The following is an 18,619-nucleotide window of genomic DNA, read 5'->3' as shown; positions in this document are numbered from 1 at the left end:
AGAACACATGCCCGCCGCTGTCGGCATCGGTGAGCAACTGAATGAAGAAATCGGGCGTGAGCAAATCGAAGTGGATTTCGCTCTGTGCGTACACCGCCTTGTACAGCCGATACAGTTCCTGCTGCCATTGCTCATCGCTGAACCGCACATCGCCGGTGTCCAGGACCTCAATGCGTAACTCATCACGGCTGCGCAACTTGCGGCGGATATTACGCCGGCGGCTATGGGATAACCGCGACAGATACTCGTCAATCGAGGTGAAGTCGATGGGCACATAGGCCAGCGCCTGGCCCTCTACATTGATGAATCCGCGCTGGGTGCAAGCCTCAATCAGCGCGTGTGCGTAGCGATTGTCCTCGACACTGAGCAGCGGAGAATCCAGCGGCACGTCTTTGACGATGGTGAGTTTGCGTTGCGGCGCACACTCCTGTTGCAGCCATTGCGCCATGTCCTGTGGCGGTACGCTCAGCGGAAACGGGGAGTATTCGCTGACCGTGGTGCCGACAAAACAGGTGTCGATATGCAGCCATGACTGCCACAAACGGTACCCCGGCCAACTGCGCAGGCGGGTCCGCAGCTCGTCGTCGGCGGTGGTTTGCAGGTCGAACCGGGTGAAAAAGTACGGCAGTCCCTGTGCTGACAGCTGGGCGTCGAAGCCCACCGGCGGGTATCGCAAAAAGTTGCTGATCAGCGATGGCGTTTCCATGCAGCAGGCATAAGGCACCTGTGCACGGCTGGGATCTGTCATAAATTGCATTCCGAAAGTGATAGCAAAGGCGCGCACGGATGGCCTGATTGATCACGGCGCGGCTGGTTTCATGTAACAGAGTAAACATAATAACCCGCTCACCCGCATCCAACTTCATAACCCCGACTTCATGCAGGTGAGGTTCAGGGAACGCGAGCCCGACAGCATTTTCCGCAGCGCTCGCCAAACCCACTAAACTGCCCGAATCTTCACGGTGACCGACTAATAAGGGACAACCCATGAAACGCATCCTGACCGCGCTGGCCATCCTGCTCGTAGCCCTGATGGTTGGCGCCGGCTGGTACGTGTACAGCAAGCAGCCGACTCGCCAGGGCACGGTGGAGCTGGCCCACCTGCAAGGTTCGGTCACGGTGCGCTACGACGACCGAGGCGTGCCGCATATCCGCGCCGAGAATGAGACCGACCTGTACCGCGCCCTCGGCTATGTGCATGCCCAAGACCGGCTGTTCCAGATGGAGATCATGCGGCGCCTGTCCCGTGGCGAGCTGGCCGAAGTGCTGGGACCCAAGCTGCTGGAGACCGACAAACTGTTCCGCAGCCTGCGCATTCGCGAGCGTGCCTTGAGCTACGTCGAGCACATGGACCATGAGTCTGCGCCCTGGAAGGCCCTGCAAGCCTACCTGGACGGGGTCAACCAGTATCAGGACAGCCACGCCAGCCCCATGGAGTTCGACGTATTGGGCATCCCCAAGCGCCGGTTCACCGCCGAAGACACCATCAGCGTCGCCGGCTACCTGGCCTACAGCTTTGCCGTCGCCTTTCGCACCGAACCCTTGCTGACGTACGTACGCGATCAACTGGGCAGCGATTACCTGAAGGTCTTCGACCTCGACTGGCAGCCCAAGGGCGCGCTGAATCTCGCGGCCGGTGATTGGAAGGATTTGGGCGCCATCGCCCAGTTGAGCGAACAGGCCATGGCCGACAACGGCCTGCCGCAGTTCGAAGGCAGCAACGCCTGGGCCATCAGCGGCAGCCGCACCAAGAGCGGCAAGCCGTTGCTGGCGGGTGACCCGCATATCCGCTTCTCGGTGCCGTCGGTGTGGTACGAGGCGCAGCTGTCAGCGCCGGGTTTCGAGCTTTACGGTTATCACAACGCGCTGGTGCCGGTGGCGTTCCTGGGCCACAACAAGGATTTCGGCTGGAGCCTGACCATGTTCCAGAACGATGACCTCGACCTGATCGCCGAGAAGGTCAACCCGGACAACCCCAATCAGGTCTGGTACCACGACCAATGGGTGGACATGACCAGCAGCGAGCAACAGATCGCGGTCAAGGGCCAGGACCCGGTAACCCTGACCCTGCGCACCTCGCCCCACGGCCCGATCATCAATGACGTGCTCGGCGAGAATGCCGGCAAGACGCCGATTGCCATGTGGTGGGCGTTCCTCAACACCGAGAACCCGATCCTCGACGGCTTCTACCAGCTCAACCGTGCCGATACCCTCGCCAAGGCCCGCGCAGCGGCGGCCAAAGTCCAGGCACCTGGCTTGAATATCGTGTGGGCCAATGCCAAGGGCGATATCGGCTGGTGGGCGGCGGCACAGTTGCCGATCCGCCCGGCCGGGGCCAACCCGGGCTTTATCCTCGACGGCAGCACCGCCCAGGCGGATAAGCTCGGCTTCTACCCGTTCAGCGCCAACCCCCAGGAAGAAAACCCGGCCCGCGGTTATGTGGTGTCCGCCAATGCCCAGCCCGCGTCCCCCACCGGCATGCCGATTCCCGGTTACTACAACCTCGCAGACCGTGGCCAGCAGTTGAACGCGCAGCTGAGCGACAACAGCGTGAAATGGGACGTGGACAACAGCCAGGCCTTGCAGCTCGGCACTACCACCGCCTACGGCCCACGGCTGCTGGCACCGCTGTTGCCGGTGCTGCGTGAAGTGGTCAAGGACCCGTCGCAGTTGAAGCTGGTGGAACAATTGGCAACCTGGAAAGGCGATTACCCGCTGGAGTCCACCAGTGCCACGCTGTTCAACCAGTTCCTGTTCAACCTCACTGACGCCGCGTTCCACCCCAAACTGGGCGATGCAATGTTCAAGACCTTGCTCACCACCCGGGTAGTGGACGCAGCCTTGCCACGCCTGACCGCTTCAGCGGATTCGCCCTGGTGGGATGGCCACCGTGCCGACACCGTCAAGCTCGCGTGGGACAACAGCCTGCAACACCTCAAGGCGACCTTGGGTGACGACCCGTCGCAGTGGCAATGGGGCAAGGCCCACACCCTGACCCATGGTCATCCGCTGGGCTCGCAGAAGCCGTTGGACAAGATCGTCAACGTCGGCCCGTTTGCTGCGCCCGGCACCCATGAAGTGCCCAACAACCAATCCGCCCAGATCGGCCCGGCGCCATGGCCAGTGACGTACGGACCGTCGACCCGGCGCCTGATCGACTTCGCCGACGCCGCCCATGCGCTGACCATCAACCCGGTCGGGCAGAGTGGCGTGCCGTTCGACAAGCACTACTCCGACCAGGCGGAGACGTATATCGAGGGTGGGTATGAACAGGCGCATTTCAATGATGAGGAAGTGACGGCGAATACCCGCAGTACCCTCAAGCTATTGCCGGCCCGGACACCGCAATAGCTCAGAAGAAATGCCATAAATGTGGGAGCTGGCTTGCCTGCGATAGCGGTGTGTCAGTCGATAGAAATGTTGACTGACACACCGCTATCGCAGGCAAGCCAGCTCCCACAGTTGATCTCCATCGTGGCGTCTACCGTGCTCGCAGCCGCCCCGGCGCTTCACCGTAGGTCTCCTTGAATTTCTTGCTGAACGCCGCCTGAGATTGATACCCCGCCTGGGCAGCAATATCCGTCAGGCTCAGCCGCGACTGCTGCAGCAGGTTGAACGCCAGCTCCATGCGCAACTGCGTCAACAACACCCACGGCGACACACCCGCCACTTTGACAAACCCGCGCATGAACGTCGCCCGGGACATCGACGCGGCGCTGGCCAGGCTGTCGATGGTCCACTCATGGCCGGGATCCGCCAGCATCGCCTGCCAGGCCTTGCCCAGGCGTTTGTCGGTCAACAAGGCAAAGGTGCCGGCCACCGGCGCTTGCTGCGTCAGCCACGCCCGCAGGATCAAGGTGAACAACGCCGACGACAGCGCATCGATAAAGAAGCGCGCCCCCAACCGTTGCCCGTCCGCCTCGCTGCGCAGCAGTGCGATCAACGCCGCCAACTGCCCATCGGCCTGCCACTGCCGACTCGACACCACCAGGTAGTCCGGCAACGCACTGAACAGCAACGACTGGCGGTTGTAGCGAAAACTGCCGCAGAGCATGTCCACGTCCGGCTGCTCACCGCCCAGGCGATGGATCGGCAGCAAGCCGCCTTCAATCACGGTCTGCGCCACCGGTTTTACTCGCGCGCCCTGGCTGCGCACCAGGTGCGTTGCGCCACCGGGCATCAACAGGATATCGCCCTCCTCCAGCGTCACCTGCTGCCCACCGGACAATTCGGCGCGGCACGTGCCCGCCAGCACAATGTGATACGGCGCCACGCCCAGCGGCTCGGGCTCGTGGTCCATGGCCCAGGCGCCCTGGAACTGGCAACGCAAGTCCAGGCTGCCCCGCAGGTTGGCCAACGCGATCAGGGTGTCGATGGAGTTCATTTGCGAGCATCGGTCAAAAAGGTGAGTGGATCGAACAAAAGCGCCAAACCTGAACCGCACACACTGGCTTCACACCCAAACCGTTCAGGAGTTAACACGATGTTCAATAACTGGTCCGACTTGCTGCCTACCGTGAAGAAAGCCTTTGGCGCGCTGGGCAAGAGCAACCCGAAGATGGTCAAAGCCTACATGGCGCTGGGGGAAGCTGCCGAGGAAAACAACGTCCTGGATGCCAAGACCCGTGAGCTGATTTCCATCGCCGTGGCCATCACCACACGTTGCGACGGTTGCATCGGCGTGCATGCCGACGCAGCGATCAAGGCCGGCGCCACCCGCGAAGAAGTGGCGGCGACTCTGGCCACAGCGATTTCGCTGAATGCCGGTGCGGCGTATATCTACTCGCTGCGTGCCCTGGAAGCCTACGACACGCTCAAACCGGCGCCGCAAAGTTAAGTCGGAATTGTTGCGGCGTCACGCCCAGCCGGCGATTGAACACACTGCGCATGTGCTGGGCGTCGCGAAAGCCGCACTGGTACGCCACGGTCTTGAGTGGCGCGTGGGTGCTTTCCAGCATCACCCGCGCCGCATCCACCCGCGCCCGCTCGACAAACTCGGCCGGGGTGATCTGCGCTTCCCGGGCGAATACCCGCGAGAAGTTGCGTGCACTCATGTTGGCAGCCTTGGCCAGATCAGCGATGGTCAGGTCGCCCGTCAGGTTGGCCAATACGTAGAGCTGTACCAGCGCCACCGCCGAGGTGGCTTCTGCGTGGGGTGTCAAAAACGGGCTGAACTGCGACTGCCCGCCCGAACGCTGGGTGAACACCACCAGGCGCTTGGCCACGCTGAGTGCCACTTCCGGCCCGTGGTCCTGCGCGAGCAGGTACAGCGACAGGTCGATGCCTGCCGTCACCCCGGCCGAGGTGTAGAGGTTGCCGTCCTGCACGTAGAGGCGGTCGGCTTCCACTTGGGCCGATGGGCACAAACTGGCCAAGTCGGCGGCGTCGCCCCAATGAGTGGTGACGGTGCGGCCGTCCAGCAGACCGGCACGGGCGAGCATGAAGGCGCCGTTGCAGATGGAGCCGAAGCGCTTGGCTCGCGCGCTGGCGTCACGCAGCCATTGATTGAACACCGGGCCGAAATCCTCGAAGGGCAGCTGCGGCCCGCCGGCCATCAGCAGCAAATCGTAGGGATCAAGGGCTTCGCTGAAATGCCGATGCGCCTGCAACGACAAGCCGTTGGAACAGGCCATGTTGCCGTGGCCCAGGCCAATCACCTCCAACTGGTAATGCTCCTCGGTCGGCAGAAAACGGTTGGCCTCGCAGAAAACATCCAAGGGCCCGGTCACGTCCAGTGACTGGACGCCGGGGAAGATCAGGATGGCAACGGTTTTGCCCATGGGTAGAAACACCTTTTTCCAACTGAATAAATGCAAAATCCCTGTGGGAGCTGGCTTGCCTGCGATACAGGCGACTCGGTCCATCAGGTATACCGAGGTGATGCTATCGCAGGCAAGCCAGCTGCCACATTTGATCGCGCATAGCCTTGGCGCGATATCGCGGCACATTGGCCGGGATCACTCCCTCACCACGGTAGCCCCCTCGCGGGCGCACGACCAGACTGGACTCATCGGCGCCAACCCGGCGCTTTCTTGAGGATAACGACCATGAGCACCACCATCGCCGGCATCAAGATCCCGGACAGCGCCCTGGCCAAGGCCACCACCGAATACATCCGCGACATCGAATCCGACCTGCTCTACCACCACTCCCGCCGGGTGTTCCTGTTCGGCGCCTTGAGTGGTGAGCGTCAGCAGTTGGCTTACAACCCGGAGCTGCTGTACGTCGGCGCGATGTTCCACGATCTGGGTTTGGTGGAAGGTCACCGCAGTGACGACGAGCGCTTTGAAGTGGACGGCGCCAATGCGGCAGCGGATTTCCTCAAGCCTTACGGGCTGAGCGATGACGACATCGAGCAGGTGTGGTTGTCGATTGCCCTGCACACCACGCCGGGCGTGCCCAAGCATTTGCGTCCGACTGTGGCGCTGGTGACGGCGGGCGTCGAAATGGATGTGTTGGGGATGGAGTACGCAGCTTTCAGCACCGTGCAGCGCGAAGCGGTGGTGCATGCGCATCCACGGGGTGAAGGGTTCAAGGAGTGCATCATCTGCGCGTTTGCCGACGGCCTGCGCCATCGTCCGCAGACCACGTTTGGCAACGTGAAGACCGATGTGCTGGTGGATCAGGAGCCTGGGTTCAAGCCGATGAACTTTGTCGAGGTGATTCGTAAATCACCTTGGGTGGCCTGAAACACAGCCTTATAAACACCACAAAACACTGTGGGAGCTGGCTTGCCTGCGATGGCGGTGTTTCAGTCAACACATCAGTCGACTGTCACACCGCTATCGCAGGCAAGCCAGCTCCCACATTTTTTGAGCCGGTTCCGTCAGTTAGACCGGTGCCGGTGCGCGACGCGAGTCCGCCGGCTTCTCCCAGCCATCCGCAGCCGCTTCTTCAATCGCCTGCTGGATCGCTTTCTTGCGGTGCTCTTCGGCACGGCGGCTGAAGAACCACACCAGGAACGTCACGATCGACACCGCCAGCAGAATCAAGCTGGCCACGGCGTTGATCTCGGGTTTAACCCCCAGACGCACTGCCGAGAACACTTCCATCGGCAACGTGGTCGAACCCGGCCCCGACACGAAGCTGGCCAGTACCAGGTCGTCCAGCGACAGCGCAAACGACATCATGCCGCCCGCCGCCAGCGACGGCGCGATCATCGGGATGGTGATCAGGAAGAACACCTTCCACGGTCGCGCACCCAGGTCCATCGCGGCTTCTTCAATCGACAGGTCCAGCTCACGCAAACGCGCCGACACCACCACCGCCACATACGCCGAACAGAACGTGGTGTGGGCGATCCAGATGGTCACCAGGCCACGTTCCTGGGGCCAGCCAATCATCTGCGCCATGGCCACGAACAGCAGCAACAGCGACAGACCGGTGATCACTTCCGGCATCACCAGCGGTGCCGTCACCAGGCCTCCAAACAGCGTGCGGCCCTTGAACTGGCTGATACGCGTCAGCACGAACGCCGCCAACGTACCCAGCGCCACCGCGGCAATCGCCGTGTAGCAGGCAATTTCCAGGGAGCGACCGACCGAGCCCATCAACTGGGTGTTGTCCAACAGGCCCACGTACCACTTGATCGACCAACCGCCCCACACCGTCACCAGTTTGGATTCGTTGAACGAGTAGATCACCAGGATCAGCATCGGCAGGTAGATGAACAGCAACCCCGCCACCAGCATGAAGCTTGAGAAACTGACGCGCTTCATATCTTGCCCTCCATCTCTTTGGCTTGGCTGCGGTTGAACAGGATGATCGGCACGATCAGGATCGCCAGCATCACCACCGCCAGGGCAGACGCCACCGGCCAGTCACGGTTGTTGAAGAACTCTTGCCACAGCACTTTACCGATCATCAGGGTTTCCGGGCCGCCCAGCAGTTCCGGGATCACGAACTCGCCCACCACCGGGATAAACACCAGCATGCAGCCGGCGATGATGCCGTTCTTGGACAGCGGCACGGTGATTTTCCAGAAGCTGTTGAAGGTGCTCGAACCCAGGTCCGAGGCGGCTTCCAGCAGGCTCTGGTCATGCTTCACCAGGTTGGCGTACAGCGGCAGGATCATGAACGGCAGGTACGAATAGACCACGCCGATATACACCGCAATGTTGGTGTTGAGGATCTGCAGCGGTTCGTTGATCAGTCCGATGGACATCAGGAAGCCGTTGAGCAAACCGTTGTTGCTGAGGATGCCCATCCACGCGTAGACGCGGATCAGGATTGCAGTCCAGGTCGGCATCATGATCAGCAGCACCAGCACGGTCTGGATTTCCTTACGCGCGCTGGCAATGGCGTAGGCCATCGGGTAGCCGATCAGCAGGCAGAGTATGGTGCTGAAAAACGCCATCTTCAGCGAGCCCAGGTATGCCGCGATGTACAGCTCGTCATCGCCCAGCATGCCGTAGTTGGCCAGGTTCAGCACCAACTGCAGTTTCTGTTCAACGAAGGTGTAGATCTCGGTATACGGCGGGATCGCCACGTCGGCTTCGGCAAAGCTGATCTTCAAGACGATGAAGAACGGCAGCATGAAGAACAGGAACAGCCAGAGGAAAGGGATCCCGATGACCACATGCCGGCCACCGGGGGTTATTCGTTGCAGCTGGCGTTTGAACTTCTTCATGTTCATGAGCGAAGTACCACGCCGCTGTCGTCTTCCCACCACACGTACACCTGGTCACCCCAGGTAGGGCGCTGGCCGCGGCGCTCGGCGTTGGCCACGAAGGATTGCACCAGCTTGCCGCTCGGCAATTCGACGTAGAACACCGAGTGGCCGCCGAGGTAAGCGATGTCGTGCACCTTGCCGCTGGACCAGTTGTGCTCGCAGGTCGGCATTTCGGTGGTCACCAGCAGCTTTTCAGGGCGGATGGCGTAGGTCACCGACTTGTCTTCCACCGAGGTGGCAATGCCGTAGCCGACGTAGATGTCGCGGTCCAGGTCCGGGCACTTGAGTACCGCGTGGCCTTCGGCGTCGTCCACCACCTGGGTATCGAAAATGTTGACGTTGCCGATGAACTCGCACACCAGGCGGCTGGTAGGCGTTTCGTAGATATCGATCGGGCTGCCGATCTGGGCGATCCAGCCCAGGTGCATGATCGCGATGCGCTCGGCCATGGTCATGGCCTCTTCCTGGTCGTGGGTCACCATCACGCAAGTCACGCCGACGCGCTCAATGATCTCAACCAGTTCCAGCTGCATCTGCGAACGCAGCTTCTTGTCCAATGCGCCCATCGGCTCATCGAGCAACAGCAGTTTCGGACGCTTGGCCAGGGAACGCGCCAGTGCCACCCGCTGGCGTTGACCGCCAGACAGCTGATGCGGCTTGCGCTTGGCGTACTGGCTCATCTGCACCAGCTTGAGCATCTCGGCCACACGGGCGTCGACCTCGGCCTTGGGGATCTTGTCCTGTTGCAGGCCAAACGCGATGTTCTGGGCCACGGTCATGTGGGGGAACAGGGCGTAGGACTGGAACATCATGTTGATCGGCCGCTCGTACGGCGGCATGTCGGTGATGTCCACACCGTCGAGGTAAATGCGTCCTTCCGTTGGGCGCTCGAAGCCTGCGAGCATGCGCAGCAAGGTGGATTTGCCCGAACCCGATCCGCCGAGCAAGGCGAAGATCTCGCCTTTCTTGATTTCCAGGGACACATCGTCCACCGCAATCGTCTCGTCGAACTTCTTCGTGACCCGGTCGATTTTGACCAGCACCTTTTTCGGTGTCTGGTCGCCCTCGAGGGCTTTCTTATAGGCGCCGGAGGCAACTGCCATTTACGAAACTCCCAGAATAAAAAGAGTGCAGCTCGCCCAATACGGGCCAGCCTTGGATAGTTTGAGCGTTAAGCCTTACTTGCCCGTCTTGACCTTGGTCCAGCTACGGGTCATCAAACGTTGCACTTTCGGGGGTAGCTCGAAGTTGACAAAAGTCCGGTCGAGAACCGCCTGCGGTGGGTAAACCGCTTCGTCGGTGCGTATCGATTGCTCCATCAGTTTGTCCGCCCCTGGGTTAGGGTTGGCGTAACCGACGTAATCACTGACCTGAGCGATCACCTCAGGTTTCAGCAAATAGTTGATGAAGGCGAGGGCCTCTTTGACGTTGGTCGCATCCTTGGGGATGGCAAGTACGTCGAACCACAGGTTGCCGCCTTCTTTCGGAATCACGTAGGCGATGTTCACGCCCTTACCCGCCTCGGCCGCACGGGCCTTGGCCTGGAACACATCACCGGAGAAGCCGGCCGCCACGCAGATATTGCCGTTGGCCAGGTCCGAGATGTACTTGGAAGAATGGAAGTAGGTCACGTAAGGACGCACTTTCAGGAGTTTCTCTTCAGCCTTCTTATAGTCTTCAGGGTTGGTGCTGTTGGGGTTCAAACCCATGTAGTTGAGCACCGCCGGCAGCATTTCATCCGCCGAGTCCATGAACGACACGCCGCAGCTCGCCAGCTTCTTCATGTTTTCCGGCTCGAACAGCACGGCCCAGGAGTCGATCTTGTCGACGCCCAGCACTTCTTTGACTTTATCTACGTTGTAACCAATACCGTTGGTGCCCCACAGATACGGCACGGCGTACTGGTTGCCCGGGTCGTTCTTTTCCAGACGCTTGAGCAGCGCCGGGTCGAGGTTGGCGTAGTTGGTCAGTTGCGACTTGTCGATTTTCTGGAACGCCCCGGCCTTGATCTGCTTGCCAAGGAAGTGGTTCGACGGCACTACCACGTCATACCCGGTACGCCCGGCGAGCAACTTGCCTTCCAGGGTTTCGTTGGAGTCAAACACGTCATAAACCGGCTTGATGCCGGTGGCCTTTTCAAAGTTGGCCAGGGTGTCCGGGCCAATGTAGTCCGACCAGTTATAAATATGCACAGTCGGCGCGGCCTGCACGCTGACAGCCAGCGTGATACCTGCACCCACCAGCAAGGCTTTGCGAAATAAAGAAATTGGCAAGTGGAGGTCCTCTTAAATAGTTGGGCCCGAAGTTGTTGCCCGGCAACAAAACCGGCGCGCAACTTACCCTCGATAAACCGATCCGGCAAAACTTTCTGTCATTTAATTGTTTCGCTAACCACCGCGCGCATCGCGGCAGTTAGCGAAACCGGTATCAAAGCGGATTATTTGCCCGATTTGATCTTGGTCCAGCTGCGGGTCATTTCCCGCTGAGTAGCAGCCGGCAAGTCAGCAATGGCATACAGCTTGGCTTGCACGTCCGCTGGCGGATAAATGCCTGGGTCGCTGGTGATGTCTTTGTCGACCAATGCGGTAGCTTTCTCGTTACCGTTCGGGAAACGTACGCTGTTGGTAATGCCCGCCATGACTTCCGGCTTGAGCAGGTAGTTCATGAACTTGTAGGCAGCGTCGACGTTTTCGGCATCTTTAGGGATGGCGACCATGTCATAGAAGCTGCCGGCGCCTTCTTTCGGAATGTCGTAGGCAACCTTGACCTTGCCACCGGCTTCAGCCGCGCGGGACTTGGCCTGTTGCACGTCACCCGAATAACCCACGGCTACGCAGATGTTGCCGTTGGCCAGGTCGGAGATGTACTTGGACGAGTGGAAGTAGCCAATCGAAGGACGCAGTTTGAGGAACAAGGCCTCGGCTTGCTTGAGGTCTTCTTTCTTCTGGGTGTCGGTCGGCAGGCCCAGGTAATGCAGTGCCACTGGCAGCATTTCGGTTGGCGAATCGAGGAAGCTCACACCGCAGCCTTTCAACTTGGCGAGGTTTTCCGGCTTGAGGATGGTGTCCCACGAGTCGATCTTGTCGATGCCCAGTGCAGCCTTGACCTTCTCCGGGTTGTAGCCGATGCCGATCGAGCCCCACATGTACGGGAAGGCGTGCTTGTTGCCCGGGTCACTGATGGACACGGCCTTAAGCAGGGATTTGTTCAGGTTGTCGTAGTTCGACAGCTTGGACTTGTCCAGTTCCTGGTAAACACCGGCCTTGATCTGCTTGGCGAGGAAGTTGTTCGACGGTACGACGATGTCGTAACCGGACTTGCCTGCCAGCAACTTGGCTTCCAGGGTTTCGTTGGAGTCGAACACGTCATAGACCACCTTGATCCCGGACTCTTTTTCAAAGTTCGCGATGGTGTCCGGTGCGATGTAGTCGGACCAGTTATAAACGTGCAGCACTTTATCGTCGGCGTGCGCCGCGCCTGCCATGGCCCCCATCAGGGACAAGGCCAGGAGGGTCTTGCCAGCGTTCTTCAAACCTAATGCCTTCATTCGGTCATGCTCCAATTTTTTCTTTTTTGGGCCACGTTCGTTCTTTAAGTACAACGTGTTTCGCAGCCCGTCTAAGGGGCAACAAAACAGGGCGACAGTCTGGCAAGTTCAGGGGCCGGCTTTCAACCAATGCCCCGCTTTTCTAACACCCCAGAAGCAGCGCCCGACAGGCGCTGCGTTCTGAGCCTAGCATTTAGCCCTGCAATGCCGCCAAAGTCAGGTCCAGGCAGTGCCGCGCCTTGGTCACCAACTCGTCTATCTCGGCCTTGCTGATCACCAGCGGTGGCGAAATGATCATGGTGTCGCCCACGGCGCGCATGATCAGGCCATTCTCGAAGCAGAACGTGCGGCAGATCATGCCAACACCACGGCCTTCATAACGCTTGCGCGTTGCCTTGTCCTGAACCAACTCGATCGCACCGAGCATGCCCACACCGCGAACTTCACCCACCAACGGGTGATCAGCCAGTTCCCTCAAACGCTTTTGCAAATAGGGTGCCGTTTCGTCGTGCACGCGCTTAACAATTTGTTCATCGCGCATGATGCGGATGTTTTCCAGGGCTACCGCTGCCGCCACCGGGTGACCGGAATAGGTGAAGCCGTGGTTGAAATCACCGCCTTCGTTCAGTACTGCGACCACTTCGTCGCGCACGATCAGGCCACCCATCGGGATGTAGCCGGAGGTCAGGCCCTTGGCGATGGTCATCATGTCGGGCTTGAGGTCGTAGAAATCGCTACCGAACCACTCACCGGTACGGCCAAAGCCGCAGATCACTTCATCGGCCACGAACAGGATGTCGTACTTGGCGAGGATTTCCTTGATGCGCGGCCAGTAGCTGGCAGGCGGTACGATCACGCCACCGGCACCCTGGATCGGCTCGGCAATAAAGGCGCCGACGTTGTCCACGCCCAGCTCCAGAATCTTCTCTTCCAGCTGGTTCGCGGCCCACACGCCGAACTCTTCCGGGCTCATGTCGCCGCCTTCGCCGAACCAGTACGGCTGGGCGATGTGGACGATGCCCGGGATCGGCAAGTCGCCCTGTTCATGCATATAGGTCATGCCGCCCAGGCTGGCGCCGGCCACGGTTGAACCGTGGTAGCCATTCTTGCGGCTGATGATGGTTTTCTTGTTTGGCTGGCCTTTGATCGCCCAGTAGTGGCGGACCATACGCAGCATGGTGTCGTTGCCTTCGGAGCCGGAACCGGTGAAGAACACATGGTTCATGCCTTGCGGGGCGATATCGGAGATGGCTTTGGCCAGTTCCAGCACCGGCGGGTGGGCGGTCTGGAAGAACAGGTTGTAGTAAGGCAGCTCTTTCATTTGCTTGGCGGCCGCATCAGCCAGCTCATCGCGACCGTAACCGATCGCCACGCACCACAGGCCGGCCATGCCGTCGAGAATCTTGTTGCCTTCGCTGTCCCACAGGTAAACGCCGTGGGCTTTGGTGATGATCCGTGGGCCTTTCTCTTTCAATTGCTTGAAGTCGCTGAACGGCGCCAGGTGGTGATCGCTGCTCAAGGCTTGCCATTCACGGGTTTGCGGGTTGTTGCTGGACATACCAATCTCCTAGATGTTTCAGGTGAGGACGCGCCGTTTGAAGGGCGCGCCCGGCGCATCAGACGGCAAAGAGCAGGAATTCCCGCTCCCACGAACTGATCACGCGCTTGAAGTTTTCATGCTCGGCCCGCTTGACCGCGACGTAGCCTGTGATGAATTTGTGACCCAGGTATTTCTCGATGGTCTTGCTGTTTTCCATACGTTCCAGGGCGTCTTCGATGGTCAGCGGCAGGCGCAGGTTGCGGCGCTCGTAACCACGACCCACCACCGGTGCGCTTGGGCTGATGCCTTCGACCATGCCGATGTAGCCACACAGCAGGCTGGCGGCGATCGCCAGGTACGGGTTGGCGTCGGCACCCGGCAGGCGGTTTTCCACCCGACGGTTTTGTGGGCCGGCGTCCGGTACCCGCAGGCCTACGGTGCGGTTTTCTTCGCCCCACTCCACGTTGACCGGCGCCGAGGTGTCGGGCAGGAAGCGGCGGAACGAGTTGACGTTAGGCGCGAACAGCGGCAACAGCTCAGGGATGAATTTCTGCAGGCCACCGATGTGGTGCAGGAACAGCTCGCTCTTGGTCCCGTCTTCATTGGAGAACACGTTCTTGCCGGTGGCGATGTCGATGATGCTCTGGTGCAGGTGCATCGCGCTGCCGGGCTCGCCGGTCATGGGCTTGGCCATAAAGGTGGCCGCCACGTTGTGCTTGAGCGCCGCTTCACGCATGGTCCGCTTGAACACCAGGATCTGGTCGGCCAGGGACAGGGCATCGCCGTGACGGAAGTTGATTTCCATCTGCGCCGTGCCGTCTTCGTGGATCAGCGTGTCGAGGTCCAGCTCCTGCAGCTCGCACCAGTCGTAGACGTCTTCGAACAATGGGTCGAATTCGTTGGCTGCTTCTATAGAGAAGGACTGGCGGCCGGTTTCCGGGCGACCGGAACGGCCAATCGGCGGTTGCAGCGGGAAGTCCGGGTCTTCGCAGCGCTTGGTCAGGTAGAACTCCATCTCCGGCGCCACGATGGGCTGCCAGCCTTTATCGGCGTAGAGCTTGAGGACTTTCTTGAGCACGTTGCGCGGCGACAGTTCGATCGGGTTGCCTTGCTTGTCGTAGGTGTCGTGAATCACCTGGGCCGTAGGCTCTATGGCCCAGGGCACGAGGTACACCGCGTTCTCGTCCGGGCGGCAGATCATGTCGATGTCGGCCGGGTCGAGCAATTCGTAATAGATGTCGTCTTCGACATAGTCGCCGGTCACGGTCTGCAACAGAACGCTTTCGGGCAGGCGCATGCCTTTTTCGGCGATGAACTTGTTGGTCGGCGAGATCTTGCCCCGGGTGATGCCGGTGAGGTCGCCAATCATGCATTCGACTTCTGTGATCTTGTGGTCTTTCAACCAATCGGTGAGCTGGTCGAGGTTGTTACTCATAAATGCCTCTGGGCTGTGTTTCCTGACATCCATTAAAGGTCAGGCGTAAGTTGACGCAGCATCCGCGTCGCGTTGCATCACCCGCTTTCGACAAGCATTGCCAAATGCCTGGAAGATTGCGAGGTAGTGCGGGTTAGAGCTTACCTGCCATTCGGGGTGCCATTGCACTCCTAAAGCAAAAGCCTTGCCCGCGGGAACCGAAAAGCCTTCGATCAGGCCGTCCGGCGCGGTGGCCTCGACCTGAAAACCCGGCGCCAGGCGATCGATGCCCTGCGAATGAATCGAGTTGACCTGGATCGTCGACGGCAAGCCCAGGCTTGCCAATACCCCATTCGGGGAGATCGTCACCGCGTGCGCCGGGCCGTACTGGATGTCCAGCGGCTGGGTGTCGTCTTCGCGGTGATCCATCATGCCCGGCACTTCGTGAACCTTCTGGTGCAGGCTGCCGCCAAACGCCACGTTCATTTCCTGGAAGCCACGGCAAATCCCCAGCACCGGAACGCCTGCCGCTATGGCGGCACGCAGCAGCGGCAAGGTGGTTTGGTCCCGTGCAGAATCATGAGCAGTCCCGGGCGCGCTGGCCGGACCGTCGTAGTGAAAGGGTTCGATATTGGAAGGTGAGCCGGTAAAAAGAATGCCGTCCAGACCGTCAAGAATATTGGCCGGGTCGAGCACATCCGCCAGGGACGGAATAATCAACGGCAAGCCCTTGGCAGCGGTGGCCACTGCACGGACGTATTTGTCGCCACTGATGTGATAAGCATGCAGACCGACCTGTTTGGAGCAGGCGGTGACGCCGATTAACGGCAGGCGAGACATGAAGCACCCCGGTATTATTGCTGTTATGGGTTTGAATCGAGCTTAGCCTTGTTCATTTTTTTACACAACACCCCCGTAAAAAATACAACACGGCCCGCTCAAACGTGCTGGTTCCAAGAGCACCAATCCCAAAAAATCGCCCCAAAAAGCCCCAAAAAAGCCCTCAAGGCGCTTTTTTAGGGCAAAAAAGGCCTCGCTTGACTTCGGCATGCCGTTCGGGTTGACTGAAACCCGAAGAGATCAATGATTGATATTTTTAACAACAAAGGTGTTGCATCATGTCGGTACCCCCGCGTGCCGTTCAGCTTAACGAAGCGAACGCGTTCCTTAAGGATCATCCTGAGGTTCTGTACGTAGACCTTCTAATTGCGGATATGAATGGTGTGGTGCGCGGCAAGCGCATCGAACGCACCAGCCTCCACAAGGTTTACGAGAAGGGCATTAATCTGCCTGCCTCTCTATTTGCCCTGGATATCAATGGCTCAACGGTGGAAAGCACCGGCCTGGGTCTGGACATCGGTGATGCTGACCGAATCTGTTATCCAATCCCCGACACCCTGTGCAATGAACCCTGGCAAAAGCGCCCAACCGCGCAACTGCTGATGACCATGCACGAACTCGAAGGTGAACCTTTCTTCGCCGATCCTCGCGAAGTACTCCGCCAAGTTGTAAGCAAATTTGACGACCTCGGTCTGACCATCTGCGCCGCATTCGAGCTGGAGTTCTACCTGATTGACCAGGAGAACGTGAATGGCCGGCCACAACCGCCCCGCTCGCCGATCTCCGGCAAACGCCCGCATTCGACACAGGTCTACCTGATCGACGACCTCGACGAATATGTCGACTGCCTCCAGGACATTCTGGAAGGTGCAAAAGAGCAAGGCATCCCTGCCGACGCTATCGTCAAGGAAAGTGCCCCGGCGCAGTTCGAAGTGAACCTGCACCACGTTGCCGACCCTATAAAGGCCTGCGACTATGCGGTACTGCTCAAGCGCTTGATCAAGAACATCGCCTACGACCATGAGATGGACACCACCTTCATGGCCAAGCCTTACCCAGGCCAGGCAGGCAACGGCTTACACGTACACATTTCGATCCTGGACAAGGACGGCAAGAACATCTTTGCCAGCGAGGATCCCGAGCAGAACGCCGCATTGCGTCACGCGATCGGCGGTGTGCTGGAGACCCTACCCGCCCAAATGGCGTTCCTGTGCCCTAACGTCAACTCCTACCGTCGTTTCGGCGCACAGTTCTACGTGCCGAACTCGCCGTGCTGGGGCCTGGATAACCGCACCGTGGCGATTCGCGTACCGACCGGCTCGTCCGACGCCGTACGTATCGAACACCGTGTGGCCGGGGCTGATGCCAACCCTTACCTGCTGATGGCTTCGGTATTGGCGGGCGTGCATCACGGCCTGACCAACAAGATCGAGCCTGGCGCACCCGTGGAAGGCAACAGCTACGAGCAGAACGAACAGAGCCTGCCGAACAACCTGCGTGATGCCCTGCGTGAGTTGGACGACAGCGAGGTGATGGCCAAGTACATCGATCCTAAATACATCGATATCTTCGTCGCCTGTAAGGAAAGTGAGCTGGAAGAGTTTGAACACTCCATCTCCGACCTTGAGTACAACTGGTACCTGCATACCGTGTAAGCGGTTGCCGGGTTAAAAAGAACGCCGCAGGCTTTTGGCTTGCGGCGTTTTTTTATGGCTGTTGTGGCGAGGGAGCTTGCTCCCGCCGGGCTGCGAAGCGGCCCCAATAAGAACACCGGGTTCTCTCAGGCAGAACCGAGGCGCAGGTCTTGGGCCTGCTGCGCAGTCCCGCGGGAGCAAGCTCCCTCGCCACAAGGTATGGATCATCCAGTGGCTCTGCGTACAATGCCCGCTGCCCTGTAGGAGACTTCAATGAATCGCCCTGCCACCCCTCGCAAACCCCGCGCCCGCAGCCAGGCTCGGATCGACGCGATACTCGACGCCGCCCGCACCTTGCTGGCGGCCGAAGGCGTGGCCAGCCTGTCGATCTACAGCGTGGCCGAGCGGGCACAGATTCCGCCGTCATCGGTGTATCACTTCTTCGCCAGCGTGCCTGCCCTGCTGGAGGCGCTGACCGCTGATGTCCATGCAGCCTTCCGCGCAGCCATTCAGGCGCCGATTGATCACCCGTCACTCAAGCATTGGCGCGACCTGTCCTACGTGATTGAGCATCGCATGCTCACCATCTACAGCAACGACGCCGCCGCCCGGCAATTGATCCTGGCCCAGCACGGGTTGACCGAAGTGACACAGGCCGACCGCCAGCACGATCTGGAGTTGGGAAACCTGATGTATGAGGTGTTCAACCGGCACTTCGAGGTGCCGAGCCTGCCCGCCGATGTGGACGTGTTTGCCCTGGCCCTGGAACTGAGCGACCGCGTCTACGCGCGCTCGGTGCATCAGCATGGGCAAATCACCCCGCGCATGGCCGAGGAAGGCATGCGGGTGTTTGATGCGTATGTGGGGCTTTATCTGCCGGCATTCTTGCCCAAGCGCGCACTCACATGATCATTCCCACGCTCTGCGTGGGAATGTCTCATGGGTGACGCGGAGCGTCACGGGATGCATTCCC

16 protein-coding genes are annotated in these 18,619 nt (G+C 59.9%); 5 read left to right on the top strand and 11 right to left on the bottom strand.

The annotated features are described in order from the left end of the window. The coding region (locus K0H47_RS23645; protein WP_257626726.1) for a peptidogalycan biosysnthesis protein at nucleotides 1–748 on the bottom strand (748 nt) is incomplete at its 3' end. A gap of 239 nt (nucleotides 749–987) precedes the next feature. Here K0H47_RS23645 and K0H47_RS23640 point away from each other — a divergent pair. Continuing rightward, nucleotides 988–3,351: a penicillin acylase family protein gene (locus tag K0H47_RS23640; RefSeq protein ID WP_219273735.1), complete on the top strand. Its 2,364-nt coding sequence runs from the start codon at nucleotides 988–990 to the stop codon at nucleotides 3,349–3,351. Nucleotides 3,352–3,481: 130 nt separating this feature from the next. Here the strand turns inward: K0H47_RS23640 and K0H47_RS23635 are convergent, their stop codons facing one another. Beyond that, nucleotides 3,482–4,384, bottom strand: a complete 903-nt coding sequence (locus K0H47_RS23635; RefSeq protein WP_093203933.1) for an AraC family transcriptional regulator — start codon at nucleotides 4,382–4,384, stop codon at nucleotides 3,482–3,484. Between the two features lie 99 nt (nucleotides 4,385–4,483). Between K0H47_RS23635 and K0H47_RS23630 the strand changes: the two genes are divergently transcribed. After that, nucleotides 4,484–4,837, top strand: coding sequence for a carboxymuconolactone decarboxylase family protein (locus K0H47_RS23630; protein ID WP_016973032.1), 354 nt, complete (start codon nucleotides 4,484–4,486; stop codon nucleotides 4,835–4,837). On the opposite strand, the gene K0H47_RS23625 is transcribed toward K0H47_RS23630, so the two are convergent. Continuing rightward, the gene (locus K0H47_RS23625) at nucleotides 4,815–5,780 is read right to left on the bottom strand and encodes a GlxA family transcriptional regulator (RefSeq protein WP_093203929.1); all 966 of its coding nucleotides are present in this window, start codon (nucleotides 5,778–5,780) and stop codon (nucleotides 4,815–4,817) included. The genes K0H47_RS23630 and K0H47_RS23625 overlap by 23 nt on opposite strands. Before the next feature lie 267 nt (nucleotides 5,781–6,047). Here K0H47_RS23625 and K0H47_RS23620 point away from each other — a divergent pair, with 267 nt between their 5' ends. Continuing rightward, nucleotides 6,048–6,689, top strand: a complete 642-nt coding sequence (locus K0H47_RS23620; RefSeq protein WP_063026415.1) for an HD domain-containing protein — start codon at nucleotides 6,048–6,050, stop codon at nucleotides 6,687–6,689. A 141-nt stretch (nucleotides 6,690–6,830) separates the two neighbouring features. Here K0H47_RS23620 and K0H47_RS23615 read toward each other — a convergent pair whose 3' ends face one another. The 8 genes from K0H47_RS23615 to K0H47_RS23580 all read right to left on the bottom strand — a co-directional run bounded on the left by K0H47_RS23615 (nucleotide 6,831) and on the right by K0H47_RS23580 (nucleotide 16,012). Then, nucleotides 6,831–7,718, bottom strand: a complete 888-nt coding sequence (locus K0H47_RS23615) for an ABC transporter permease subunit (protein ID WP_008438909.1) — start codon at nucleotides 7,716–7,718, stop codon at nucleotides 6,831–6,833. After that, nucleotides 7,715–8,635 (bottom strand): ABC transporter permease subunit, encoded by a 921-nt coding sequence (locus K0H47_RS23610; RefSeq protein WP_003213882.1) that lies wholly within the window; start codon nucleotides 8,633–8,635, stop codon nucleotides 7,715–7,717. The genes K0H47_RS23615 and K0H47_RS23610 overlap by 4 nt, the downstream gene beginning before the upstream one ends. Then, nucleotides 8,632–9,774 (bottom strand): ABC transporter ATP-binding protein, encoded by a 1,143-nt coding sequence (locus K0H47_RS23605; protein ID WP_003195240.1) that lies wholly within the window; start codon nucleotides 9,772–9,774, stop codon nucleotides 8,632–8,634. Before K0H47_RS23605 ends, K0H47_RS23610 begins: the two co-directional genes overlap by 4 nt. A 75-nt stretch (nucleotides 9,775–9,849) precedes the next feature. Continuing rightward, on the bottom strand, nucleotides 9,850–10,944 hold the full coding sequence (locus K0H47_RS23600; RefSeq protein WP_063026413.1) for a polyamine ABC transporter substrate-binding protein: 1,095 nt from the start codon (nucleotides 10,942–10,944) through the stop codon (nucleotides 9,850–9,852). Between the two features lie 164 nt (nucleotides 10,945–11,108). After that, a complete protein-coding gene (locus K0H47_RS23595; RefSeq protein ID WP_026077851.1) occupies nucleotides 11,109–12,203 on the bottom strand; it encodes a polyamine ABC transporter substrate-binding protein in 1,095 nt (364 codons plus the stop codon). Between the two features lie 208 nt (nucleotides 12,204–12,411). Then, on the bottom strand, nucleotides 12,412–13,776 hold the full coding sequence (locus K0H47_RS23590) for an aspartate aminotransferase family protein (RefSeq protein WP_093203921.1): 1,365 nt from the start codon (nucleotides 13,774–13,776) through the stop codon (nucleotides 12,412–12,414). 58 nt (nucleotides 13,777–13,834) lie between these two features. Then, nucleotides 13,835–15,193, bottom strand: a complete 1,359-nt coding sequence (locus K0H47_RS23585) for a glutamine synthetase family protein (RefSeq protein ID WP_010167850.1) — start codon at nucleotides 15,191–15,193, stop codon at nucleotides 13,835–13,837. Between the two features lie 39 nt (nucleotides 15,194–15,232). Beyond that, on the bottom strand, nucleotides 15,233–16,012 hold the full coding sequence (locus K0H47_RS23580) for a gamma-glutamyl-gamma-aminobutyrate hydrolase family protein (RefSeq protein WP_219273734.1): 780 nt from the start codon (nucleotides 16,010–16,012) through the stop codon (nucleotides 15,233–15,235). A gap of 278 nt (nucleotides 16,013–16,290) precedes the next feature. On the opposite strand from K0H47_RS23580, the gene K0H47_RS23575 reads away from it, so the two are divergent. Both K0H47_RS23575 and K0H47_RS23570 read left to right on the top strand, forming a co-directional pair. Further along, a complete protein-coding gene (locus K0H47_RS23575; RefSeq protein WP_003213894.1) occupies nucleotides 16,291–17,667 on the top strand; it encodes a glutamine synthetase family protein in 1,377 nt (458 codons plus the stop codon). Nucleotides 17,668–17,919: 252 nt separating this feature from the next. Beyond that, nucleotides 17,920–18,555, top strand: a complete 636-nt coding sequence (locus tag K0H47_RS23570) for a TetR/AcrR family transcriptional regulator (RefSeq protein ID WP_219273733.1) — start codon at nucleotides 17,920–17,922, stop codon at nucleotides 18,553–18,555. The last annotated feature ends 64 nt before the right edge of the window (nucleotides 18,556–18,619 follow it).

The sequence above is a fragment of the Pseudomonas sp. Xaverov 83 genome (assembly GCF_019352905.1).
Lineage (GTDB): Bacteria > Pseudomonadota > Gammaproteobacteria > Pseudomonadales > Pseudomonadaceae > Aquipseudomonas > Aquipseudomonas yamanorum.
Note: the sequence above shows the minus strand (reverse complement) of the source record. Positions and strands in the feature narration are given on the sequence as shown.

Excerpts from the sequence above, each read along its gene's own strand:
- K0H47_RS23640 (WP_219273735.1), top strand. The coding sequence starts at position 988 with ATGAAACGCATCCTGACCGCGCTGGCCATCCTGCTCGTAGCCCTGATG.
- K0H47_RS23635 (WP_093203933.1), bottom strand. The coding sequence starts at position 4,384 with ATGAACTCCATCGACACCCTGATCGCGTTGGCCAACCTGCGGGGCAGC.
- K0H47_RS23630 (WP_016973032.1), top strand. The coding sequence starts at position 4,484 with ATGTTCAATAACTGGTCCGACTTGCTGCCTACCGTGAAGAAAGCCTTT.
- K0H47_RS23625 (WP_093203929.1), bottom strand. The coding sequence starts at position 5,780 with ATGGGCAAAACCGTTGCCATCCTGATCTTCCCCGGCGTCCAGTCACTG.
- K0H47_RS23620 (WP_063026415.1), top strand. The coding sequence starts at position 6,048 with ATGAGCACCACCATCGCCGGCATCAAGATCCCGGACAGCGCCCTGGCC.
- K0H47_RS23615 (WP_008438909.1), bottom strand. The coding sequence starts at position 7,718 with ATGAAGCGCGTCAGTTTCTCAAGCTTCATGCTGGTGGCGGGGTTGCTG.
- K0H47_RS23610 (WP_003213882.1), bottom strand. The coding sequence starts at position 8,635 with ATGAACATGAAGAAGTTCAAACGCCAGCTGCAACGAATAACCCCCGGT.
- K0H47_RS23605 (WP_003195240.1), bottom strand. The coding sequence starts at position 9,774 with ATGGCAGTTGCCTCCGGCGCCTATAAGAAAGCCCTCGAGGGCGACCAG.
- K0H47_RS23590 (WP_093203921.1), bottom strand. The coding sequence starts at position 13,776 with ATGTCCAGCAACAACCCGCAAACCCGTGAATGGCAAGCCTTGAGCAGC.
- K0H47_RS23585 (WP_010167850.1), bottom strand. The coding sequence starts at position 15,193 with ATGAGTAACAACCTCGACCAGCTCACCGATTGGTTGAAAGACCACAAG.
- K0H47_RS23580 (WP_219273734.1), bottom strand. The coding sequence starts at position 16,012 with ATGTCTCGCCTGCCGTTAATCGGCGTCACCGCCTGCTCCAAACAGGTC.
- K0H47_RS23575 (WP_003213894.1), top strand. The coding sequence starts at position 16,291 with ATGTCGGTACCCCCGCGTGCCGTTCAGCTTAACGAAGCGAACGCGTTC.
- K0H47_RS23570 (WP_219273733.1), top strand. The coding sequence starts at position 17,920 with ATGAATCGCCCTGCCACCCCTCGCAAACCCCGCGCCCGCAGCCAGGCT.